This window comes from Leifsonia xyli subsp. cynodontis (assembly GCF_050632205.1).
Taxonomy (GTDB): Bacteria; Actinomycetota; Actinomycetes; order Actinomycetales; family Microbacteriaceae; genus Leifsonia; species Leifsonia xyli_D.
In genome coordinates this window covers 1569467-1591877 of sequence record NZ_CP192578.1, presented here as the reverse complement: position 1 = coordinate 1591877, position 22411 = coordinate 1569467, and the positions used below count along the sequence as shown (strand labels likewise).

Below are 22411 nucleotides of genomic sequence, written 5' to 3'. Positions count from 1 at the left end.
GACGTGCCTCACACCCTCGCCTCCGTCCGCGACACCGTCGAGCAGCTCTGGCCGCTCGCCGGCGCCGAGAGCTGGGACGCACCCGGTCTCGTGGCGGGCGATCCGGCTGTGCCGGTCCAGCGCATCCTGCTGGCGGTGGATGCCGTCGCCGCCACGGTCGACGAAGCGGTGGAGCTGCGCGCCGACCTGCTGATCGCGCACCACCCGCTGCTCCTGCGCGGGGTCACCAGTGTGGCGGAGGACCGCTACAAGGGCGCCCTGCTGGCGCGGCTGATCCGGGGCGGCGTGGCGCTGTACGCAGCCCACACCACGGCGGATGTGGTCGCCGACGGCACCAGCGATGTGCTCGCCGCGCGGCTGGGACTGCGCGAGACGACCCCGATCGCGCCCGCGGCCGACGGCGTCACCGGGATCGGCCGGGTCGGCGAGCTGGCCGAGCCCACGACGCTGGGCGCGCTGGCCCGGGCGCTGGCCGACCTGCTTCCTCCGACCGCCGGCGGCGTGCGCGCGGCGGGGGAGTACCACCAGCCGGTGACCCGGGTCGCGGTGTGCGGCGGCGCAGGCGACTCACTGCTGGGCAGCGATGCCGTCCGCGGCGCCGACGTCTACATCACCGCCGACTTGCGGCACCACCCGGCCTCCGAGGCACGCGAGCAGGCCGCCCTGGGCGGCGGTCCCGCACTCCTCGACGTGTCGCACTGGGCCAGCGAGTGGCTCTGGCTCGACACCGCCGCCGAACAGCTGCGCGCAGCCCTGCCCGGTGTGGAGGTCGTCGTCAGCGAGCTCCGCACCGACCCGTGGGACTTCGCCATCCTGCAATGACCACCCCGCACGAAGGAAGCACCGCATCGTGAAAGCCAGCCCCGCCGACCAGAACGAACTCCTGCGACTCCAGGCCGCCGACACCCGCCTGGCCCAGCTCGCGCACGCGACCAAGAACCTCCCGCAGGCGGCGGAGCTCGCGAAGCTCCAGCCCGAGGTGGAGGCGCTGCGCGCCCGCTGGATCGCCGCCACCGGCGAACTGGAGGACGCCCGCACCGAGCTCACGCGCGTGGAGTCCGACGTCGAGCTCGTCGAGGCGCGGGTGAAGCGCGACAGCGACCGCGTGCAGCAGACCGCCTCCGTCAAAGACGTGCAGGCGCTCGAGGCCGAGTTGGCCTCCCTCGCGAAGCGCAAGGACGACCTGGAAGAGATCGAGCTGACCGTCATGGAGCGGGTCGAGGGTCTCGAGGAGGCGCTCGCCGCCGTCGAGGCGGAGCGCGCCGAACTGACCTCCCGCGTCGAGGCCCTGGAGGCGCAGCGCGATGAGGAGGCCGGGAAGCTCGACGTGCAGCGTCGGGCGGCCGCCGCCGACCGCGCGACGATCGCCGAGGCGCTCCCGGCAGACCTCGTCGAGCTGTACGAGCGCCAGCGCGCCCGCTACGGCCTCGGGGCGGCCGCGCTCATCCGCGGCGTCTCCATGGGCTCCAACGTCAAGCTGACGGAGTCCGACCTGTCGGAGATCCGCCGTGCCGCCGCCGACGACGTGGTGCTGTGCCCCGACAGCGGAGCGATCCTCGTGCGCGGGGAGGACTCCGGGCTCTGACGCCCGGGCGCACAGCAGCGCTGCGCTAGGGTGGAGGCCGGAATGGGTCGGCAAGACGGTCGCGTCGGTCCGCGTCAGCGGGCCGCCGAGGAACGTCCGGGCTCCGCAGAGCAGGGCGGTGGGTAACACCCACCCGGGGCAACCCGCGAGAAAGTGCAACAGAAAGCAGACCGCCGGAGGCGCAAGCCGCCGGTAAGGGTGAAACGGTGGTGTAAGAGACCACCAGCGGCCGGGGTGACCCGGCCGGCTGGGTAAACCTCGCCCGGAGCAAGGTCGGACAGGGGACCACGAGGCTGCTCGTCTCATCCCCGGGTAGACCGCTGGAGGGCGGCGGTAACGTCGCTCCGAGATAGATGGCCGTCCGCGGTGCATGCACCGTGACAGAACCCGGCGTATCAGCCGGCCCATTCCCTCCGCTCAGCCGGCAGGCGCCGGTGCGTCGTCCGGCGTCGCCACTTCGCCGCTGCGTCCGCGCTCGCCTCGGTCGCGCCGTTCGCCGCGAACGGCGAGTGCCGCTGCGCCCAGGATGCCCGCGTTGTTGCGGTGCACCGCCGGCACGATCGGCGTCTTCAGCTGCAGCAGGGGCAGGAACTCCTGGTAGTTCTTGGAGACGCCGCCGCCCACGATGAAGAGGTCCGGCGTGAACAGGAACTCGACCTTCGTGTAGTACTTCTGCAGGCGCTTGGCCCACTTGTCCCAGCTGAGGTCCTCGCGCTCCTTAGCGGAGTACGCGGCGCGGGACTCGGCGTCGTGCCCGTCGATCTCCAGATGCCCGAGCTCGGCGTTCGGGATGAGGATGCCGTCGTAGATGAGCGCCGACCCGATCCCGGTGCCCAGGGTGGTCATGATGACCAGGCCGTCCTTGCCCTTCGCCGCCCCGAAGCGGGTCTCGGCGTAGCCGGCGGCGTCGGCGTCGTTGACGAAGTGGATGTCGCGGCCGAGCGACTGCTCGAACAGCGTCTCGGCGTGCAGGCCGATCCAGTCCTTGGCCACGTTGGCGGCCGAGAGCGTGACGCCGTGGCTCACGATCGCCGGGAAGCAGATGCCGACCGGCGCCTCGGGCTCCTCCTTCGCGAGCCGATCGACGATCTCCTTCGTCGTCTCCACGATGTCGTCGGGCTTGCCGCCTTCGGGGGTGGGCAGCTTGACCCGGTCGCTGAGCAGCTCACCGGTCGTCAGGTCGACCAGCCCTCCCTTGATCCCCGTGCCGCCGATGTCGATGCCGATCGCGTGCTTCTGCGAAGTCATGCTCCGAATCTACCGCGCCTGCCGCTCAGGGGAGGGTCAGCACGTCCGCACCGCGCTCGGTGACCACCAGCGTGTGCTCGAACTGCGCCGTGATGCTGCGGTCGCGCGTGACGACCGTCCAGTCGTCGGCCCACATCTCCCACTCGTGCGTGCCGAGGGTGAGCATCGGCTCGATGGTGAAGACCATCCCGGGCTCCATCACGTCGTCGTAGGCGGGGGAAGCGTCGTAGTGCGGGATGATGAGGCCGCTGTGGAACGCGGCCCCCACCCCGTGCCCGGTGAAGTCGCGCACGACTCCGTAGCCGAACCGCTTGGCGTAGGACTCGATCGCGCGCCCGATGACGTTCACCTGCCGGCCGGGGGCGACGGCCTTGATGCCGCGGTTGAGCGCCTCGCGGGTCCGCTCGACGAGCTGGGCGACCTCGTCGGAGGCGGTGCCGACGATGAACGTCTGGTTGCTGTCGCCGTGGAAGCCGTTCTTGTACGCCGTGATGTCGATGTTGACGATGTCGCCGTCCTGCAGCACCGTGTCGTCGGGGATGCCGTGGCACACGACCTCGTTCACCGAGCTGCAGATCGACTTCGGGTAGCCGCGGTAGCCGAGGGTGGAGGGGTACGCGTCGTGGGCGAGCAGGAACTCGTGCCCGATCGCATCCAGCTCCTCCGTCGTGATGCCGGGGCGGACCGCCTCGCCGACGGCGGCGATCGCCTGCGCGGCGATGCGGCCGGACGCGCGGATCAGCTCCACCTCGTCGGGCGTGTAGACGTCGCCGCGGGTGTACGGCGCGGGTCCGGGCCGGCCCACGTACTCCGGTCGCGGGATGCGGCTCGGCACCGGGCGGAGGGCGGTGACCCGGCCCGGGATGAGGTGACCGGCGGAATCGTTGGGCATACGATCAACTCTATGACGAGCGACGAGTACGGCATCAAGCAGGACGCCGAGCACAAGTACTGGTACAACATGAAGACCGGCGAGGTCGAGCAGGGCTTCCTGTCTCCCGCGCCGAACCGCGTCGGCCCGTTCGACACCCGCGACGAGGCTGAGCACGCGCTCGAGAAGCTCCGCGAGAACTCCGCCAAGTGGGCCGAGGAGGACGCGGAGGAGAACCGCTGAGGCCGGGTCGCTTCTAGAAGCTGTGCTCGGGGCCGGGGAACGTCCCGCCCTGCACGTCGGCCTTGTACGCGGCCGCCGCATCCGACAGCACCGTCTTCAGGTCGGCGTACTGCTTGACGAAGCGCGGGATGCGCCCGGTCGAGAAGCCGGCCCAGTCGGTCCACACCAGGAGCTGGCCGTCCACGTGCGGACCGGCGCCGACCCCGATGGTGGGGATGCGCAGCTCGGCGGTGACGCGCTGCGCCACGTCCGCCGGCACCATCTCGAGCACCACCGCGAACGCGCCCGCGTCCTCGACCGCGTGAGCATCCGCGAGCACCCGCTCGGCCGCATCCCCGCGCCCCTGGACCAGGTGGCCGCCGAGGCCGTGCTCGCTCTGCGGGGTGAAGCCGACGTGCCCCATGACGGGGATGCCCGCATCCACGATGCGGCGGATCTGGTCGGCGCTGCGAACGCCGCCCTCGAGCTTCACGGCGTGCGCGCCGGTCTCCTTCATGAACCGTACGGCGGTGTGAAGCGCCTCCAGCGCGCCGGTCTCGTACGAGCCGAACGGCATGTCGGCGACGACGAACGCGCGCTTGACCGCCTTGGCCACTGCACGGGTCAGCGGGATGAGGTCGTCGACCGTCACGGGGAGCGTCGTGTCGTATCCGAGCACATTGTTGCCGGCCGAGTCGCCGACGAGCAGGAAGTCGATGCCGGCCTCGTCGAAGATCTGCGCGGTCAGCATGTCGTAGCTGGTCAGCCCGGTGAACGGAGCCCCCTCCTCCTTCGCCGCCTGGAAGTGGCGGGTCCGCACGCGCTTCAGCGACTGCATCGACGAGGTCGTGGGATGGACGGAGGGCACCGGTGACTGCTCACTCATGCGGCCAGTCTAGTGACGGGGTGGATGCGAGGAGTCAGAGGGTGACCGGCTCCAAGAGTCCTCGCTTGGCTGCGGCCGAAGCAAGTTTCTTGTCGAATGTGATCAGTGGGATGTCGTTGCCCACCGCGACAGCGAGGGCGCAGGCGTCGGGCATTCGAAGGCCGTGTTCCGCCCGGACCCGGGCGAGCAGGAGCGGCTCGTTGGGCCCCAGCGTCGCCGGCGTGACACCGAAACGGCGAAGGTCCTCGAAGGCCTCGAGGGCATGGCAGTCCCGCTCGGGATCGATGAGCGCTTCTGCCACGTTGACCGGGTGGACCAGATAGCTGGCGCCCAGGGCGAACACCTCGCTGGCCGCCGCGTGGTGGACGTTCCACGGATCGAGGAGTGCGATCAAGACGCCCGCATCGACCGCGAAGGTCATTCGGGCCAGCCTTCACGGATCGAAGTGAGGCTTTCGGTGAACATTCCGGCATATTTGGCGCTCATCCGCTCGATCTCGGCGCGACGCTCGTCGATCTGTCGTGCGCGCTCCTCGCGGATGCTCTGCTGATCGGCCCGCTGTCCCACTAGTCTGGGAACGGCCGAGGAAAGGGGCAGGATGGACAAGCAGCGCGACTTCGTTCTTCGCACGATCGAGGAGCGTGGCGTCAAGTTCGTGAGGCTGTGGTTCACCGACGTCGTCGGCACGCTGAAGTCCGTCGCGATCGCCCCGGCCGAGGTCGAGGGCGCGTTCAGCGAGGGCCTCGGCTTCGACGGCTCCGCCATCGAGGGCCTCACACGCGCCTACGAGTCCGACCTGCTCGCGCTTCCGGATGCGACCACGTTCCAGATCCTGCCGTGGCGGGGCGAGGTCGACCCGACCGCGCGCATGTTCTGCGACATCACGACGCCCGACGGGCAGCCCGCGGTGTCCGACCCGCGCAACGTGCTGAAGCGGACGCTGGAGAAGGCGGCCGACCGCGGCTTCACCTTCTACACGCATCCCGAGATCGAGTTCTACCTGCTCAAGTCGTCGTCGTTCGGCGAGGAGGGCCCGGAGCCCGTCGACTCGGCCGGCTACTTCGACAACGTGCCCGGCGGCACCGCCCACGACTTCCGCCGCCGCTCGGTCCGCATGCTGGAGGACCTCGGCATCTCGGTCGAGTTCAGCCACCACGAGGCCGGCCCCGGCCAGAACGAGATTGACCTGCGGTACGCGGATGCGCTCACCACGGCCGACAACATCATGACCTTCCGCACGGTGATCAAGGAGGTGGCGATCGAGCAGGGCGTCTACGCGACGTTCATGCCGAAGCCGCTGCAGGGCCACCCCGGATCGGGCATGCACACCCACATGTCGCTCTTCGAGGGTGACACGAACGCCTTCTTCGAGGCGGGCGCCCAGTACCAGCTGTCGAAGATCGGCCGTCACTTCATCGCGGGCCTGCTGCGCCACGCGCCCGAGATCACGGCCGTGACGAACCAGTTCGTCAACTCCTACAAGCGCCTGTGGGGCGGCGACGAGGCGCCCAGCTTCGTGAGCTGGGGCCACAACAACCGTTCGGCGCTCGTCCGCGTGCCGCTGTACAAGCCGAACAAGGGGCAGAGCTCGCGCGTCGAGTACCGCGCCATGGACTCCGCCGCCAACCCGTACCTCGCCTTCTCGCTGCTCCTCGCCGCCGGCCTCAAGGGCATCGAAGGCCAGTACGAGCTGCCGCCGGAGGCCGAGGACAACGTCTGGGCGCTGTCCGACGGCGAGCGTCGCGCTCTCGGCTACAACCAGCTCCCGGCCAGCCTCGACCACGCCATCTCACTGATGGAGGACTCCGAGCTCGTCGCCGAGACGCTGGGGGAGCAGGCCTTCAACTACGTGCTCCTCAACAAGCGCCGCGAGTGGTCGGAGTACCGGGCGCAGGTCACTCCGTTCGAGCTGCGGACCAACCTCGAGATCCTCTGACCCGTCCGTCGTGAACCGGCAGCAGCTCTCCCTCACCGCCCTGGCGCGTGCCGGATTCGTGGGGCTCAGTTCGGTGCGGGCCGGGATGGACGAGCTGGCCGACCTCACGGGCCTTCCTGCGGAGTCCCTGACCAGCGCGATCTCGGCCGCGGCCGATCCCGACACCGCCCTGGAGTGGACGCTGCGGCTGCTGCGGCAGGCGCCCGCGCAGATGAGGGCGCGGTTCGGCAGCGAGGACGACGCGCGCCGGTTCTTCCGCGTGATCGGGGCGTCGGAGGGGCTGGCCGAGTTCTTCCTGCGCCAGCCCGGGCAGCTGGGTGCGCTCGCCCAGCCGGTCGCCGAGCTCCCGACGGCCGACGAACTCCGCACCGACCTCCTGGACGCGGTGGGTGCGGTCGACGGCGTCGCCGCCGACGGCGACGAGCGGGCCTGGTCCGAGCTGCGCATCCGCTACCGCCGCCGCCTGGTGCAGGTGACGGCCTTCGACCTCGAGCAGGCCGATCCGGTCGCCGGCTTCGACGCGGTGGCCGCCACACTCAGCGACCTCGCGGCGGCGGCCCTCGAGGCATCGCTCGCCGTCGCCCGGCGCATGACGATGGGTTCCGGCCCTGGCCGCTATCCCGAGGCGCAGGTGCGCGCGACGCCCTTCGCGGTCATCGGGATGGGCAAGGCGGGCGCGCGCGAACTCAACTACCTGAGCGACGTCGACGTGATCTTCGTCACCGAGGGCGTGCCCGGCGCCGAGCTCGAACCCGGACGCGCCGTCGACATCGCGACGCGTCTGGCGATGCTCACCATGCGCGGCATCCACGAGCCCGCCATCGAGCCGGGACTCTGGGAGGTCGACCCCAACCTCCGGCCGGAGGGCAAGGACGGCGCGCTCGTCCGCACGCTCGACTCGCACGTCGCCTACTACGACCGCTGGGCGAAGGGATGGGAGTTCCAGGCCCTGCTGAAGGCGCGGCCCCTGGCCGGCGACCGGGCGCTGGGGGAGCGCTACGTCGACGCGCTCGCGCCGAAGGTGTGGAGCAGTGCCTCCCGCGAGAACTTCGTCGAGTCGGTGCAGCGGATGCGCGAACGCGTGACCGACAACATCCCCGACGACGAGGTGCACTACCAGCTGAAGCTCGGTCCCGGTGGGTTGCGCGACGTCGAGTTCACCGTGCAGCTGCTGCAGCTCGTGCACGGGCAGACGGACGACCGGGTGCGGCAGCGGGACACGCTCGCCGCCCTCGCGGCTCTCGCCGCCCAGGGCTACGTCGGCCGGGAGGAGTCGGCGAGCTTCTCGCAGGACTACCGGATGCTGCGCCTGATGGAGCACCGCCTGCAGCTGCGCCGCCTGACGCGCACGCACCTGATGCCGCGCGACGAGGCGGGGAGCGCATCCTGGCCCGGGCCACCGGCCTCGCTCCCAGCGCCGACCAGCTGCTGACCCGGTGGAACGAGATCAAGCACCGCGTGCGCGGCCTGCACGAGCGCCTGTTCTACCGGCCCCTGCTGAGCGCCGTCGCGACCACCTCCACCGAGGACGCGCGCCTCGCCGGCGGGGTCGGCCTGACCAGTGAGCAGGCGGAGGCCCGCCTGGCGGCCATCGGCTTCCGCGACCCGCGGGGCGCCCTGACGCACATCGGGGCGCTGACCTCCGGGGTGTCGCGCCGGGCGAGCATCCAGCGCCACCTCCTCCCGGTGATGCTCCAGTGGTTCGCGGACGGACCGGATCCTGACTACGGGCTGCTCACCTTCCGCCGGCTGAGCGAGGAGCTCGGCGGCACGCACTGGTATCTGCGGATGCTGCGCGACTCCACCGGCGCCGCCGAGGGTCTGACCCGGGTGCTGTCCGGCTCGCGGTTCGCCGGGGAGCTGCTGGGACGCATTCCCGAGTCGGCGGCCTGGCTGGAGTCGGAGGACGAGCTCCGGCCCCGCACGGCGGCCCTGCTGCGGGAGGAGACCGCCGCCATCCTCGCCCGGCACGAGTCGGTCGACACGGCCGCGACCGCGTTGCGCGCCATGCGGCGGCGCGAGGTGCTGCGGCTCGCCGTGTCGGGCATCCTCGGGTTCGCGACCATCGAGGAGCTCGCCCGCGGGCTCACCGACGTCACCGAGAACACGATCGACGGTGTTCTTCAGGCGATCCGCGCGTCCCGCGGCGACACCGACCAGCTGGAGTTCGCCGTCATCGGCATGGGCCGGTTCGGCGGCCGCGAGCTCGGCTTCGGCTCCGACGCCGACGTGATGTACGTGTTCCGTCCGCTGGCGGCCGAGCAGGAGGCCGCCAATCGCGCGGCCCTGGCGATCGTCTCGGAGCTCAACCGGCTCACCGAGGACAACCGGCTGCCCCTCGACCTCGACATCGGTCTGCGGCCGGAGGGGAAGAACGGGCCGCCCGTCCGCTCGCTCGAGTCGTACCGCGCCTACTACCGGCGCTGGTCGCTCACCTGGGAGGCGCAGGCGCTGCTCCGCGCGCGGGGCGTGGCCGGAGAGGATGCGCTGCTCGCGGACTTCGCCGAGCTGGCGGACGAGGTCCGCTACCCGGCGGGCATCAGCGAGCAGGAGGTGCGCGAGGTGAAGCGCATCAAGGCCCGGGTCGAGAACGAGCGCCTGCCGCAGGGCGCGGATCCGTCGCGGCACCTGAAGCTCGGTCGCGGATCGCTGAGCGACGTCGAGTGGTTCGTGCAGCTCATCCAGCTGCAGCACGCGGCGGCCGTGCCCGAATTGCGGACACCATCCACCCTGGATGCCCTGGCCGCGGCAGCGGAGCATGGCTTCGTCTCGGAGGAGGACGCCGGCCGCCTCCGCGACGCCTGGCTCTTCGCCTCCCGCACCCGTTCGGCCATGACCCTCTGGACGAACAAGACGGCCGACGTGCTGCCCTCCGACCGCGTCGCTCTCGACGGCGTCGCGCGCCTGATGGAGTACCCGCCCGGCTCGGCCAGCCGCCTGGAGGAGGACTACCTCGCGGTCACCCGCCGGGCCCGGCAGGTCTTCGAGCGCGCCTTCTACGGCTTGCCGCAGCGTCCGTCCTCCACCGCCTGACCGTAGTAACGCTTGACGTTATTAACGCGCCGCGTTACTATTGAGCATGCTCCACTCCTTCGCTGATCGCGACACGGAGGAGGTGTGGTTCGGCCTTCCCGTCAAGCGGTTCGGCCCCGACATCCGCCGCATGGCCCGTCGCAAGCTCACCATCCTGAACGCCGCGGCTGACCTCAACGATTGCCGGGTACCTCCGGGCAACCGGTTGGAGAAGCTGAGCGGCGATCGAGCCGGTCAGTACAGCATCCGCATCAACGACCAATTCCGCATCTGCTTCCGCTGGACCAGCGGCGGACCGGAAGACGTGCAGATCGTCGACTATCACTGACGGAAACGACGCATCCAGGAGAGTTCATATGATCGATTTCATCACCCCCGGAGAGGTTCTCCACGAAGAGTTCATGGTCCCACTCGGTCTGACCAAGTACGCGCTGGCGAAGGCGATCAATGTGCCTGCGCAGCGTATCGGCGACATCGTGGCCGGTAAGCGGGCGATCACCCCAGACACCGCCCTTCGGCTGGCGCGCGCGTTCGGTACGACGGCCGAGTTCTGGCTCAACCTGCAGGCGCACTACGACCTGGAGCGAGCGCTCGACGCGCATGCCGAGGAGTTCGACGAGATCCGGCCTGTGATCGCGAGTTGAGTTCGGGTGACCCTGTCCCTGCCGGTGTGACCGCCGAGCTGGTGTGACCCGTTCGGGGTGCACCACGCTGTCCACCCTCGGTACTATCACTGCGTGAGTGAGCAATCCTCAGGAACCGCGCTACGCATCGCTGGACGGCCTGCGCGGGGTCGCGTCGCTGGTCGTCATCGGGTACCACGCGCTGCTCGTTGTCCCGGCCATCTCCGCTCTGTACATCGACAAGGCGGAGGCGTCGCCGTCGAGCGTCGAGTGGTGGCTCTTCCACACGCCGTTGCGGCTGCTGTTCGCCGGCCACGAGGCCGTGCTGGTGTTCTTCGTGCTTTCCGGCTTCGTGCTGACGTTGCCCTTCCTCGGCCGGCCGCCGACCGTACGAAGCACGATCGCGTACTACGGGCGGCGGGTCGTGCGGCTCTACGTGCCGGTGTGGGCGTCGATCGCGCTGGCGCTGGCGCTCGCCCTGGCTGTCCCGCGCAACCCGGCCATGGGCGGGTGGATGGGCACCCATCACGACCCGACGCTCAACGGCCTCTGGCACGACCTGGTGCTGGTGCTCGGCACCTCCAACCTGAACAGCCCGCTGTGGTCGCTCACCTGGGAGGTGTGGTTCTCGCTCCTCATGCCGGTGATGTTCCTGCTGATCCGCTGGTCCCGGGCGGCGCGGTGGTGGTGGGCGGCCATCCCGCTGCTCATGCTGATCTCCGCCGTCGCGCGGTTCGACGCGGTCCGTCAGGTGCTCCCGGCGGCCTGGCTGACGGCGGACCTGCTCCAGTACCTCCCGGTCTTCGGCATGGGGATGCTGCTCGCCTTCAACCGCGCCCGGATCGCCGAAGCGGCCTCGCGGGTCACGGTGTGGTGGCCGATCGTCGCTGCGGCGCTGCTGCTCACTGTCAGTCCCACCCTGATCGCACCGAACGGCTACGCCCCCTGCAGGCGTTCGCCTACCTGCTCAGCCTCACCGGCGTCGCCACCATCGTCGCGCTCGCCTTCGCGTCGCCGGTCCGCCGTGCGCTCGAGACCCGGCCGCTGCAGTGGGCGGGGACGCGGTCGTTCAGCATCTACCTCGTCCATGAGCCGATCCTCGTCGCCGCGGCGATCCTGGTCGGAGCCGACGGCTGGTGGTGGCTGCTCGTGGCCGCGCCGCTGGTGCCCGTCATCCTGCTCGTCGCCGAGGTGTTCCACCGGTTCGTGGAGCGGCCCTCCATCACCCTCTCGCGCACCGTCGGACGCGCGCTGGCCCGGGAACGGCAGAAGGGCCGCACCCCGAGCGGGATGCGGCCCTTGCCTGCGTCTGACGCGGGTCAGACTCCGTAGTACAGCTCGTACTCGAACGGGTGCGGACGCTGCGCGAGGGGCTTGATCTCCTTCTCGCGCTTGTACTCGATCCAGGTCTCGATGAGCTCCGGGGTGAACACGCCGCCCGCGGTGAGGAAGTCGTGGTCGGCCTCGAGCGCGTCGAGCGCCTCGCCGAGCGACGCCGGCACCTGCGGGATGTTGCGCGCCTCCTCCGGCGGGAGCTCGTAGAGGTCCTTGTCGACCGGCTCGTGCGGCTCGATGCGGTTCTTGATGCCGTCGAGGCCCGCCATCAGCTGGGCGGCGAACGCCAGGTACGGGTTGCCGGAGGCGTCGGGCGCGCGGAACTCGATGCGCTTCGCCTTCGGGTTGGAGCCCGTGATCGGGATGCGGATGGACGCCGAGCGGTTACCGGCCGAGTAGACCAGGTTGACCGGGGCCTCGAAGCCGGGGACCAGGCGGTGGAACGAGTTCACCGTCGGGTTCGTGAAGGCCAGGACAGCCGGGGCGTGCTTGAGCAGGCCGCCGATGTACCAGCGCGCGATGTCGGACAGGCCGCCGTAGCCGGCCTCGTCGTAGAACAGCGGCTTGCCGTCGTTCCACAGCGACTGGTGCGTGTGCATGCCCGAGCCGTTGTCGCCGAAGAGGGGCTTCGGCATGAACGTCGCCGTCTTGCCCCACTCGTTCGCCGTGTTCTTGACGATGTACTTGAACTTGAGGATGTCGTCCGCCGCGTGCACCATCGTGTCGAAGCGGTAGTTGATCTCGGCCTGGCCGCCGGTGCCCACCTCGTGGTGCGCGCGCTCCAGGATGAGGCCGGCGTCGATGAGCTTCAGCGAGATGTCGTCGCGCAGGTCGGCCTGCTTGTCGACCGGGCTGACCGGGAAGTAGCCGCCCTTGTACGGGGTCTTGTTGGCGAGGTTGCCGCCCTCTTCGACGCGGCCCGAGTTCCAGGCGCCCTCCTCCGAGTCGACGGAGTAGAAGCTGGAGTTCTGCTTCACCTCGTAGCGCACGTCGTCGAAGATGTAGAACTCCGCCTCCGGGGCGAAGTACGCGGTGTCGGCGATGCCGGTCGACGCGAGGTACTTCTCCGCCTTCTTGGCCACCTGACGCGGGTCCTTCGCGTAGATCTCGCCGTTGCGCGGGTTGTAGATGTCGAACACCATGATGAGGGTGCGCTCGGCGCGGAACGGGTCGATGTAGGCGGTCGACACGTCCGGGATGAGCTGCATGTCGGACTCGTGGATCGACGCGAAGCCGCGGATCGAGGAGCCGTCGAACAGCTGGCCGACGGAGAAGAACTCCTCGTCGACGGTCGCGGCGGGGATGTTGAAGTGCTGCTGCACACCGGGAAGGTCGGTGAAGCGGATATCAAGGAACTTGACGTCGGTGTCCTTGATGAACTTGAGCACCTCGGAAGAATCACGGAACATACGGACGACTCCCAATGGCTTTGCGGGTGACCGGACTGCGCATGCAGTCCACTCGTCCACGGTAGGGGAGGCCGTTTCCCGGGGGTCACGCGAATGTTTCCAGCGTGTTACGGGTACCCGGGCAGGGGATACGCGCGGGATGGCTGCTCAGGATGCGGTGCTCAGAATGCGCGCCGCGCCGCTCGGTAGACTCGGCGGGTGCCGCAGAACCCCGCCGACCGCCCCCGTGACATCGCCCCCAGTCGTTACCCGGGGGAGCGGCTCGGCCTCCCCGAGACGGGCCAGCGGTCCGTGGGCCGGGTCGGCCGCCGCATCGGCGCGATCGTCGTCGACTGGGCGATCGCGTCGTTCCTGTCGTTCGCGTTCTTCCGCTACGACTCGTGGGCGACGATCGGGATCTTCGCGCTGATGCAGATCCTCTTCATCCCCACGATCGGCGGAAGCCTCGGTCATCGCATCTTCGGGATGCGCGTGGTCGCGATCCGCGGAGGGTGGGTCGGCGTCTGGCGCCCGATCGTCCGCACGCTGCTGCTCTGCCTCGCGATCCCGGCCCTCGTCTGGGACTCCGACCAACGCGGCTTCCACGACAAGATCGCCGGAACCGTCCTCATCCGCGCCTGAGCGCGGGTTCTCCGAACGTCGAGGCCGGAGTCAGCGGGCTCGCTGAGCGCGGACCTTCATCGGGTCGATGCCCTTCGGGATGGGCATCTGGTTCTCCATCGACTGGAGGCGGTTGCTGATCGCCAGCACCTCGGCCTTGGTGAGGGTCGGCTTGATCTTCGCCAGCGTCCGCGGCACCTTGTGCAGCGGCACCGAGTCGGCGTCGGGGCCCACGCTGATGATCGTCACGGGCACGTTCGGCAGGACGCGGTTGACCTTGCGGCGCTCCTCGTCCACCATCCGCTTGGTGCGGGTGGCCGGTCCCTCGCTGATGAGCACGACGCCGCCGCGCCCGGTCGCGCGGTAGACCGCATCCTGCGTCTTGCCGTTGACGGCGACGGGCATCTCGGAGCCGCGCCAGCTGCGCTTCAGCGACGAGCGGAGCACGGCGCCGACGGCGCCCGGCTGGCCCTCGATCTGCGAGTACGCGGCTCGCTCGGCGCGACGGCCCAGGATGATGAGCGCGATCAGGAGGCCCGCGAGCACGCCCGCGAGGATCCACAGCACCATCGTGAAGACGTTGCCGCCAGACAGGAAGACCGCGAGGAGCACGCCCACGATGATCGGGAGGACAGCACCGAGGACGATGTAGAGCACCGCGCGGTCGTCGTACCGGCGGGTCATCTGGAACACCTGCCACATCTGCTTCAGACGGCCGGGCTCCTTGGTGGACTTGTCCTTTGCCATAGCTCCAAGGATACCGGCTCGGCGGCGTTCCAGATGACCCGTTCGCTCCCGGGAGAGCGCTGTCAGGACACCGCTTGCGCGAACCCGAGGGAGGCGTCGGCGAGGTGCTGCAGCTCCTCCGGCACCGGCCGTCCCTTCGCGTGCATCGACTGTGCCCAGAGGCGCCCGGCGCGGTACGACGAACGCACGAGCGGCCCGGAGAGCACGCCGAGGAAGCCGATCTCCTCCGCCTCCTGCTTCAGCTCGACGAACTCGTCCGGGTGCACCCAGCGCGCCACCGGGAGGTGCCGCGGGCTCGGCCGCAGATACTGGGTGATCGTGATGATGTCGGTCCCCGCGTCGTGCAGGTCGCGCAGAGCGGTGCTGATCTCGGCGCGCTCCTCGCCCATCCCGAGGATCAGATTCGACTTGGTGATCAGGCCCGCCGCGCGTCCCTGCGTCAGCACGTCGAGCGAGCGCTCGTACCGGAAGGCCGGGCGGATGCGCTTGAAGATGCGCGGGACGGTCTCCACGTTGTGCGCGAAGACCTCCGGCCCGGCGGAGAAAACCTCGCCGAGGTACTCGGGGTTGCCGGAGAAGTCGGGGACGAGGATCTCGACGCCCGTGCCGGGGGACTGGCGGTGGATCTCGCGGATGGTCTCCGCGTAGAGCCACGAGCCCTCGTCCTCCAGGTCGTCGCGCGCGACGCCCGTGACGGTGGCGTACCGGAGCCCCATCCGCTGGACGGACTCGGCGACCCGTCGCGGCTCGTCGCGGTCGAACTCGGCCGGCTTGCCGGTGTCGATCTGGCAGAAGTCGCACCGCCGGGTGCACTGCGAGCCGCCGATGAGGAACGTCGCCTCGCGGTCCTCCCAGCACTCGTAGATGTTCGGGCAGCCCGCCTCCTGGCACACCGTGTGGAGCTCCTCCGACTTCACCAGGCTCTGCAGCTGGCGGTACTCGGGGCCCATCTTCGCCTTCGTCTTGATCCACTCGGGCTTGCGCTCGATCGGCGTCTGGGCGTTGCGGACCTCGAGGCGCAGCATCCGGCGCCCCTCGGGTACGGCGCTCACGCGACGGCCTCGGCGGAGGTGAACTCCCGGTCGAACGCGGCCTGCACGAGCGGAGCGACGTCCTGCGGGGTGACGGTGCGGCCGAGGACCCGCGAGATCGTCGTGACGCCCGCGTCCCGGATGCCGCACGCGACGATGCTCTCGTAGGCGTCGAGGCTGTTCGAGCAGTTCAGTGCGAAGCCGTGCATCGTGACGCCTTCGGCGACGCGGATGCCGATGGCGGCGATCTTCTCGTCGCGCACTGCTCCGGGGTTGTTCTCGGGGCGCATCCATACGCCGGATCGGCCTTCGATCTGCTCGCCGGTGACGCCGAGACGGGCCAGCACGTCGATCAGGACGCGCTCGAGCGCTCGGACGTAGCCGACGACGTCGATGGGGTCGTGGAGGCGGAGGATCGGGTACCCGACGAGCTGCCCCGGCCCGTGCCAGGTGATCTTGCCGCCCCGGTCGACGTCGACGACGGGAGTGCCGTCGGTCGGGCGTTCGCTCGGGTCGGTCCGCTTGCCCGCGGTGTAGACCGGCGGGTGCTCGAGGAGGATGACGGTGTCTGGCGCCCGGCCTGCGACGACAGCGGCGTGCAGGGCACGCTGCTGCTGAAGGGCCTCGAGATACGGCACGGAGTTGGCGCTTAGCCCCGTGACGTCATACGTGGTCACCCGGCCAGTCTATGTCCCCGGGGGAGAAGTGCCCACAAGGGCGGTAGGCGGCGGGTTATCCACGGATCGGTCGCCGGTGCTTCGCCGGGTTTCTCGATCCGATGGGATGGACGCGTGATCCGACTACGACGAAACCATCGTTCGCTCCCTGCCACGCGCGACGAGCTCCGGCGCGCGGCGGCGACCGTCGCCCAGCGGGAGGGGTGGCAGGTGCTGAGCCCGCTCCATCCACGCGAGGAGTCGCCCGATGTCGCGGAGGCGCGGGTCGTGGTCTCCGGTGCGGGGCTTCCGGGCAGGTGCGTGCTGCGCGTCCGGGAACGCCGCGGGGAAGCGCCGGCGGCCGAGCTCGGGGCGCGGCGTGCGGCGGCGTCCGAGCACGTGGTCGGTGTCGTGCGGGAGCTGCCGCCGTGCCGCGCGCACGGCAGGGAGCTGGATGCCGTGCTGCTGACGGCGGCGGACGCCGGGGCGCTCGAACCGATGCTGCATCGGGACGGCGGTCTCCGCGGCGGAGAGGCGGCGACGGTGCTCCTGGGCGTGGCCGCGGGCATCGATGCGTTGCACCGTGGCGGGTGGGCCCGGCCCGCGCTGAGCGGCGACGGTGTCGTGTTCGCGGGAGACGGGTGCCCGGCCCTCGATCGTCTGGATGCCGTGGTCCCCTTCTCGCCGGAGGCGGCGGTGGCGGATGCCGAGGCGTACTACGCCTGGGGGCGACAGGTCTGCCTGCGGGTGACGGACGGGTCGGGGATGCTGCTGCTGGCGGCGATCGAGAGGGGCTTGCGAGCGGGAACGTGGGGAGCGGTCGAGGAGGCGGTGCTCGCGGCTGTGCCACCCGAGCCGGTCGAGCTCGGGCGGATCGAGGCGTCGGAGCGCGAGCCCGTCCATCCCCGGTCGCACGTGCACGGCATCGAGCGGGCGGTCACAGCGGCGATGAGCCTGCTCGACGGGGAGCCGGTCCGTACACTGACGCAGGCTTGCGCTGCGTGGCTCAGGCGACGACCGGCTCTCGCGGTGGCCGGGGCGGTTCCCGTGGCGGCCGCACTGGCAATCCTCGTGTTGTTGCCGACCTCGCCCGCCGAGAGTGCTCCGGTCTCCGGACCGTCGACGCCGCTGGCGACGGTGCCGGCCGCTCCTCGTGCGGCCGGCACGGCGTCCGACCCGCCGGCCTCGGGCGCGCGAGGAGCACCGGCCTCGCCGACGACGACGCCCGAACCACCTCCAGGGACGGGGGCGGCAGCCCCTGCCGCCGCACTGAGCGGGGACCAGGATGCGGTCACGGCGGCCGGCGCACTCCTTCAGGCGCGGCACGCCTGTTTCGCGGCGAAGAGTCGAGGGGCGGAGTGCCTCGCGCCATTGCTCGACGGCGAGCCCTCGTTCGTCGCGCAGGAGACGCAGGCCCTCGGTGCATCCGGTGCCGCCGGGGCGCGGGACTACGCGGGCGCGGACCTCAGCCTCGTCGAGTCGTGGGGCGACGCGGCGCTGGTGGCGGTGGCGCCGGACGCACGGCGCACCCCGCACAGCGAACCGGCCTCGCTCCTGCTGGTGAGGGGCGAGGCCGGTTGGCGACTGCGGGCAGTGTTCCCGTGACGGGGTCAGAGACCGAGGTTGCCCTCGAAGTTGCCGCCCTCGAGGCGGTTCTTCACCGCGACGAGGAAGCGGGCCGCGTCGGCGCCGTCCACGATGCGGTGGTCGTACGACAGGGCCAGGTACACCGTCGAGCGGATCGCGATCGAGTCGGAGCCGTCCGCCGAGACCACGACCGGCTTCTTGGTCACGATGCCCGTGCCCAGGATCGCGACCTGCGGGAGGAACACGAGCGGGGTGTCGAACAGCGCGCCGCGCGAACCGGTGTTCGTCAGCGTGAACGTGCCGCCGGCGAGCTCGTCCGGCTTCAGGCGGTTGTCGCGGGTGCGCTCCGCGAGGTCCGCGATCTCCTTGGCCAGATTGACGATGTCGAGCTCGGAGGCGTTGCGCACCACCGGGGTGAGGAGGCCGCGCTCGGTGTCCACGGCGATCGAGATGTTCTCGTGGTCCGGGTACACGATGCTGTCGCCGTCGACGGTGGCGTTGATGACGGGGTACGTCTTGAGCGCCTCGGCGGCGGCCAGGGCGAAGAACGGCAGGAAGGAGAGCTTCACACCGGTCTTGGCGACGAAATCGGCCTTCACGCGGTCGCGGAACGCTGCGACCTTCGTCACGTCGACCTCGACCACGCTGGTCAGCTGCGCGGTCGACTGCATCGACACGACGGCGCGTTCAGCGACGACCTTGCGCAGACGCGACATCGGCTGGGTCGTGCCGCGCAGCGGCGAGACCTCGGGAGCCGGAGCAGCGGCGGCGGGGGCAGCGGACGCGGAGGCGGCGGGAGCGGCGGCCTGGAGGATGTCCTCCTTGCGGATGCGTCCGCCGACACCGGTTCCGGTGACGGTCGACAGGTCGACGCCCTGCTCGTTCGCGAGCTTGCGGACGATCGGCGTCACGTAGCCGGCGTTGCCGGCGTGGGCGCCGCCCGATGAGGCGGGAGCGGCCGCAGCGGCGGGCGCCGCCGGAGCCGGTGCGGCCTGCGCGGGTGCGGCGGGAGCAGCCGGGGCCGGGGCGGCCGGAGCAGCGGCAGCGGGGGCCGGGGCGGCGGGGGCAGCCTGAGCGGGCGCAGCCGGAGCAGCAGGGGCGGGCGCAGCCGGAGCAGCGGGGGCGGGAGCGGACTCCTGCGCCGGAGCCGCCTGCGCGGGAGCGGGCTCCTGGGCGGGAGCCGGTGCGGGCGCGGCAGCGGCAGGAGCCTCCTGCTGTGCCGGGGCCTCCTGGGCGGGCGCAGCCTGCTCGGCCGGAGCAGCCTCCGCGGGAGCGGCCTGCTCGGCCGGAGCGGCCTCGGCAGGAGCGGCCTCGGCGGCCGGCGCCTCGGCGCCCGCGCCGGAGCCGTCACCGATGCGCACGAGCGCGGTGCCCACCTCGACCGTCTCGTCCTCCTGCACCAGGATCTCCTCGATGACGCCGGCGACCGGCGACGGGATCTCGGTGTCGACCTTGTCGGTCGAGACTTCGAGCAGGGGCTCGTCCACCTCGACACGGTCGCCAACGTTCTTCAGCCAGCGTGTGACCGTGCCTTCCGTGACGCTCTCGCCGAGCGCCGGGAGGCTGACGGATTCGCTCATGAGCTTCTCTCCTTCAAAACCTGATCGTTCAGTAGCTTATTGCAGGCGGGTCCGCGCGAGGCGGACCCGCCTGGTCGTCCTAGAGGGTGTGCAGCGGCTTGCCCGCGAGGTACAGGAACGCCTCGCCGAGGGACTCGTTCTGCGTGGGGTGCGCGTGCACGAGAGGAGCGATGTCCTCGGGGTACGCCTCCCAGTTCACGGCCAGCTGCGCCTCGCCGATCAGTTCGCCGACGCGCGCGCCGATCATGTGCACGCCGAGCACGGGGCCGTCGTTCAGACGCACGACCTTGACGCTTCCGTTGGTGCCGATGATCTCGCTGCGCGCGTTGCCCGCGAGGCTGTAGTCGTAGCTCGAGACGCTGTCGGCGCCGTACTTCTCGGCCGCCTTCGCCTCGGTGAGGCCGATCGACGCAACCTCGGGGTCGCAGTACGTCACCTTGGGGATGTTGACGTCCGGGATGACGATCGGGTTGAGGCCCGCGATCTCCTCGGCGACGAAGATGCCCTGCTGGAAGCCGCGGTGCGCGAGCTGCAGGCCGGGGACGATGTCGCCGACCGCGTAGACGCCGGGGATGTTGGTGTGCAGGCGCTCGTCGGTGATGACGAAGCCGCGGTCCATGGTGACGCCGACCTCGTCGAAGCCGAGGCCCTGCGTGAGCGGCCCGCGGCCGACGGCGACGAGGAGGATGTCCGCCTCGATGGTGTTGCCGTTCTCGAGGGTGACGACGACGCCGTTCTCGTTCTGGGTGACGCCCTGGAAGCGGACACCCAGGCTGTAGTCGATGCCGCGGCGGCGGAACGCGCGCTCCAGGGACTTGCTGATCGACTCGTCCTCGTTGGGGACGAGGTGCGGCAGCGCCTCGATGATGGTGACGTCGGAGCCGAACGACTTCCACACGCTGGCGAACTCGACGCCGATGACGCCGCCGCCGAGCACGGCGACCTTCTTGGGCACGAAGTCGAGCTCGAGGGCCTGCTCGCTGGTGATCACGCGGCCGCCGATCTCGAGGCCCGGGAGCGAGCGCGAGTAGGAGCCGGTGGCCAGGATGACGTTCTTGCCGACGATGGTGTCGTCGCCCACCTGCACGGTGGTCGGGGAGGTCAGCCGACCTTCGCCCTCGATCACGGTGATGCCGCGGGCCTTCACCAGGCCCTGGAGGCCCTTGTACTTCTTGGCGACGATCCCCTGGCGGTACTGGGTGACGCCGTTGATGTCGACACCCTGCAGCTCGGTGACGATGCCGTACTTCGCGGACTCGCGCGAGTAGTCGGCGATCTCCGCCGCGTGGAGCAGCGCCTTCGTCGGGACGCAGCCGCGGTGCAGGCAGGTGCCGCCGACCTTGTCCTTCTCGATCATGCCGACGGTGAATCCGAGCTCGGCCGCACGCAGCGCTGCTGCGTAGCCTCCACTCCCACCGCCGAGCACCACAATGTCAAAGTTCTGCTCAGACACCCAGCTACTCCCTCGCGCATCAGGATCATGTGACACGAAGCCGCCCGAAGGGGTGGCTCCGGGAGACGTGTTGATGGGCGGGTTTTCCCGCCCATACGACCCTACTACCTCCGGGAAAAGCTCTCGGCCAGGCGAACCAGCGCCCGTACGCTGACGGCGGACGGGCCCTTGCCGGTGAATCCGTACGGCGCCGCCGGGCTCTTCGCCGGGCCGGCGATGTCGAGGTGCGCCCAGGGGATGCGCGGGGCGTCGTCCTCGTCGCCGGTGCGGCCGACGAACTCCTGCAGGAACACGCCGGCGAGCAGCGCGCCGCCCGCGGTGTTCCCCGGGTTGGCGTTCGCGATGTCGGCGACGTCGGAGTTGATGGTGGCCCGCAGCTCGCCCGGGAGCGGCATGGGCCAGAGCAGCTCACCGCTCTCGCGCCCGGCGGCGAGCACGTCGTCGACGAGGCCGTCCGATCCCATGACGGCCGCGTACCGCGTGCCGAGCGCCACCATGGCGGCGCCGGTCAGGGTCGCGACGTCGACGATCGCATCCGGCTGCTCCTCGCTGGCCGCGACCAGGCCGTCGGCGAGCACGAGCCGGCCCTCGGCGTCGGTGTTCAGGACCTCGACGGTGCGGCCGCCGCGGATGCGGAGCACGTCGTTCGGGCGGATCGCCGATCCCGAGGGCATGTTCTCCGCCAGGCAGAGCCACGCGGTGACGCGCACCGGCAGCGCCAGGCGCGCCGCCGCGAGTGCGACGGCCAGCACGGTGGCGGCACCGGTCATGTCGTACTTCATGCCGACCATGCCGGTCGCCGGCTTCAGCGACAGGCCGCCGGAGTCGAACGTGATGCCCTTGCCGACCAGGGCGAGGTGACGGGATGCGCCCTCCGGCGCGTAGACGACCTTCACAAGGCGCGGGGGACGGGTCGACCCCTGGCCGACGCCGAGGATGCCGCCGAAGCCGTCCGCCGCAAGCCTCTCCTCGTCCCAGACGGTCACGTCGACAGGGAGCTCCGACGCGGCGGCGACCGCGCGGTCGGCGAAGGTCTCGGGGTAGAGGTCGAGCGGCGGGGTGTTCACCAGGTCCTTCACCAGTGCCGCCGCCTCGGCGACGGCGGTCGCGCGGGTCACCAGGGCGTCCGCGTCGGCGTTCGCATCCGCGTCGCCGTCCGCCGTCAGCAGCTCGATCGAGCCGACCGGATCCTTCGCCGCCGGACGGCTCTTCTCCCGGTACTCGGTGAAGGCGTACGCGCCGAGCGCGGCGCCCTCGAGGGCTGCTCCGACCTCGTCCGAGGTACCGGCCGGCAGGTCGAGCGCGACCGCGGCCGTCCCGGCGAGCTGACGCACGGCGCTGCCGGCGGCGTACCGCAACGCGTCCGCGCCGTCCTCGGGCAGGCCGATCACCGCGAGCGACGGCCCGTCGCCGCGACCGGGGAGCCGGACCAGCTCGTCCTTGCCGCCCGAGAACCCGACCTCGCGCAGCTGCTGCGCCAGCTCGTCCCGCCGCTCGCCGGAGAGCACCGTCACTCCATCGCGCGTCGCCCGCGCGGCGACCACCAGCACGTCGGCGGAGGTGGCGGGGGTGGTGGATGCGGTCACGGTCAGCGTGGGAACGGTCATGC

21 protein-coding genes, 1 other RNA gene and 2 pseudogenes are annotated in these 22411 nt (G+C 70.7%); 12 read left to right on the top strand and 12 right to left on the bottom strand.

The features are described 5' to 3' along the window. Positions 1–3 precede the first annotated feature (3 nt). From ACQ86M_RS07880 to rnpB, 3 genes are all read left to right on the top strand, one after another. Complete coding sequence (locus ACQ86M_RS07880; RefSeq protein WP_431247649.1) at positions 4–822, top strand: Nif3-like dinuclear metal center hexameric protein; 819 nt, start codon at positions 4–6, stop codon at positions 820–822. A gap of 28 nt (positions 823–850) precedes the next feature. After that, positions 851–1585 carry a zinc ribbon domain-containing protein gene (locus ACQ86M_RS07875; RefSeq protein WP_431247648.1) on the top strand — a complete coding sequence of 245 codons (735 nt, stop codon included), beginning with the start codon at positions 851–853 and terminating at the stop codon, positions 1583–1585. 43 nt (positions 1586–1628) lie between these two features. Then, positions 1629–1996: RNase P RNA component class A (gene rnpB / locus ACQ86M_RS07870), an RNA gene on the top strand. Between the two features lie 6 nt (positions 1997–2002). Here rnpB and ppgK read toward each other — a convergent pair. After that, complete coding sequence (ppgK, locus tag ACQ86M_RS07865; protein WP_431218192.1) at positions 2003–2833, bottom strand: polyphosphate--glucose phosphotransferase; 831 nt, start codon at positions 2831–2833, stop codon at positions 2003–2005. Positions 2834–2858: 25 nt separating this feature from the next. After that, a complete protein-coding gene (gene map, locus ACQ86M_RS07860; RefSeq protein WP_431247647.1) occupies positions 2859–3725 on the bottom strand; it encodes a type I methionyl aminopeptidase in 867 nt (288 codons plus the stop codon). 12 nt (positions 3726–3737) lie between these two features. Here map and ACQ86M_RS07855 point away from each other — a divergent pair, with 12 nt between their 5' ends. After that, complete coding sequence (locus ACQ86M_RS07855; RefSeq protein WP_115697159.1) at positions 3738–3947, top strand: SPOR domain-containing protein; 210 nt, start codon at positions 3738–3740, stop codon at positions 3945–3947. 13 nt (positions 3948–3960) lie between these two features. On the opposite strand, the gene panB is transcribed toward ACQ86M_RS07855, so the two are convergent. Genes panB through ACQ86M_RS07840 form a run of 3 tightly spaced genes read right to left on the bottom strand, consistent with a single transcriptional unit; the run spans position 3961 to position 5418 of the window. Further along, complete coding sequence (gene panB, locus ACQ86M_RS07850; RefSeq protein ID WP_431218190.1) at positions 3961–4812, bottom strand: 3-methyl-2-oxobutanoate hydroxymethyltransferase; 852 nt, start codon at positions 4810–4812, stop codon at positions 3961–3963. 34 nt (positions 4813–4846) lie between these two features. Continuing rightward, positions 4847–5233, bottom strand: coding sequence for a type II toxin-antitoxin system VapC family toxin (locus tag ACQ86M_RS07845; protein WP_431247646.1), 387 nt, complete (start codon positions 5231–5233; stop codon positions 4847–4849). Further along, positions 5230–5418: a hypothetical protein gene (locus ACQ86M_RS07840; protein ID WP_431247645.1), complete on the bottom strand. Its 189-nt coding sequence runs from the start codon at positions 5416–5418 to the stop codon at positions 5230–5232. Before ACQ86M_RS07840 ends, ACQ86M_RS07845 begins: the two co-directional genes overlap by 4 nt. On the opposite strand from ACQ86M_RS07840, the gene glnA (ACQ86M_RS07835) reads away from it, so the two are divergent. The 6 genes and pseudogenes from glnA (ACQ86M_RS07835) to ACQ86M_RS07810 all read left to right on the top strand — a co-directional run bounded on the left by glnA (ACQ86M_RS07835) (position 5411) and on the right by ACQ86M_RS07810 (position 11736). Then, the gene (glnA, locus tag ACQ86M_RS07835; RefSeq protein WP_431218187.1) at positions 5411–6748 is read left to right on the top strand and encodes a type I glutamate--ammonia ligase; all 1338 of its coding nucleotides are present in this window, start codon (positions 5411–5413) and stop codon (positions 6746–6748) included. The genes ACQ86M_RS07840 and glnA (ACQ86M_RS07835) overlap by 8 nt on opposite strands. A 10-nt stretch (positions 6749–6758) precedes the next feature. Further along, positions 6759–9781, top strand: a pseudogene (locus ACQ86M_RS07830) (bifunctional [glutamine synthetase] adenylyltransferase/[glutamine synthetase]-adenylyl-L-tyrosine phosphorylase). Between the two features lie 46 nt (positions 9782–9827). Continuing rightward, positions 9828–10109 (top strand): type II toxin-antitoxin system RelE/ParE family toxin, encoded by a 282-nt coding sequence (locus ACQ86M_RS07825; protein ID WP_431247644.1) that lies wholly within the window; start codon positions 9828–9830, stop codon positions 10107–10109. 28 nt (positions 10110–10137) lie between these two features. Then, on the top strand, positions 10138–10425 hold the full coding sequence (locus ACQ86M_RS07820) for a HigA family addiction module antitoxin (RefSeq protein ID WP_431218186.1): 288 nt from the start codon (positions 10138–10140) through the stop codon (positions 10423–10425). 97 nt (positions 10426–10522) lie between these two features. Then, positions 10523–11275: pseudogene (locus ACQ86M_RS07815) on the top strand (acyltransferase family protein); the annotation flags it as partial. Then, positions 11275–11736 carry an acyltransferase family protein gene (locus tag ACQ86M_RS07810; RefSeq protein ID WP_431247643.1) on the top strand — a complete coding sequence of 154 codons (462 nt, stop codon included), beginning with the start codon at positions 11275–11277 and terminating at the stop codon, positions 11734–11736. The pseudogene ACQ86M_RS07815 and the gene ACQ86M_RS07810, both read left to right, overlap by 1 nt. On the opposite strand, the gene glnA (ACQ86M_RS07805) is transcribed toward ACQ86M_RS07810, so the two are convergent. Further along, positions 11724–13148 carry a type I glutamate--ammonia ligase gene (gene glnA, locus ACQ86M_RS07805; protein ID WP_431218184.1) on the bottom strand — a complete coding sequence of 475 codons (1425 nt, stop codon included), beginning with the start codon at positions 13146–13148 and terminating at the stop codon, positions 11724–11726. The genes ACQ86M_RS07810 and glnA (ACQ86M_RS07805) overlap by 13 nt on opposite strands. Positions 13149–13346: 198 nt before the next feature. Between glnA (ACQ86M_RS07805) and ACQ86M_RS07800 the strand changes: the two genes are divergently transcribed. Beyond that, positions 13347–13769, top strand: a complete 423-nt coding sequence (locus tag ACQ86M_RS07800) for an RDD family protein (protein WP_431247642.1) — start codon at positions 13347–13349, stop codon at positions 13767–13769. Between the two features lie 30 nt (positions 13770–13799). Here ACQ86M_RS07800 and ACQ86M_RS07795 read toward each other — a convergent pair whose 3' ends face one another. The 3 genes from ACQ86M_RS07795 to lipB all read right to left on the bottom strand — a co-directional run bounded on the left by ACQ86M_RS07795 (position 13800) and on the right by lipB (position 16203). Then, positions 13800–14495 (bottom strand): DUF4191 domain-containing protein, encoded by a 696-nt coding sequence (locus tag ACQ86M_RS07795; RefSeq protein ID WP_431218182.1) that lies wholly within the window; start codon positions 14493–14495, stop codon positions 13800–13802. Positions 14496–14557: 62 nt separating this feature from the next. Continuing rightward, positions 14558–15547, bottom strand: a complete 990-nt coding sequence (lipA, locus tag ACQ86M_RS07790) for a lipoyl synthase (protein WP_431247641.1) — start codon at positions 15545–15547, stop codon at positions 14558–14560. Further along, on the bottom strand, positions 15544–16203 hold the full coding sequence (gene lipB, locus ACQ86M_RS07785; protein WP_431247640.1) for a lipoyl(octanoyl) transferase LipB: 660 nt from the start codon (positions 16201–16203) through the stop codon (positions 15544–15546). The genes lipA and lipB overlap by 4 nt, the downstream gene beginning before the upstream one ends. A gap of 210 nt (positions 16204–16413) precedes the next feature. Between lipB and ACQ86M_RS07780 the strand changes: the two genes are divergently transcribed. Next, positions 16414–17787, top strand: a complete 1374-nt coding sequence (locus tag ACQ86M_RS07780) for a hypothetical protein (protein WP_431247639.1) — start codon at positions 16414–16416, stop codon at positions 17785–17787. A gap of 5 nt (positions 17788–17792) precedes the next feature. On the opposite strand, the gene sucB is transcribed toward ACQ86M_RS07780, so the two are convergent. The 3 genes from sucB to ACQ86M_RS07765 form a co-directional block, all read right to left on the bottom strand. Next, complete coding sequence (gene sucB / locus ACQ86M_RS07775) at positions 17793–19349, bottom strand: 2-oxoglutarate dehydrogenase, E2 component, dihydrolipoamide succinyltransferase (RefSeq protein ID WP_431247638.1); 1557 nt, start codon at positions 19347–19349, stop codon at positions 17793–17795. Between the two features lie 79 nt (positions 19350–19428). Continuing rightward, a complete protein-coding gene (gene lpdA / locus ACQ86M_RS07770; protein WP_431247637.1) occupies positions 19429–20802 on the bottom strand; it encodes a dihydrolipoyl dehydrogenase in 1374 nt (457 codons plus the stop codon). A gap of 104 nt (positions 20803–20906) precedes the next feature. Beyond that, positions 20907–22409 (bottom strand): leucyl aminopeptidase, encoded by a 1503-nt coding sequence (locus ACQ86M_RS07765; protein ID WP_431247636.1) that lies wholly within the window; start codon positions 22407–22409, stop codon positions 20907–20909. Positions 22410–22411: the final 2 nt, after the last annotated feature.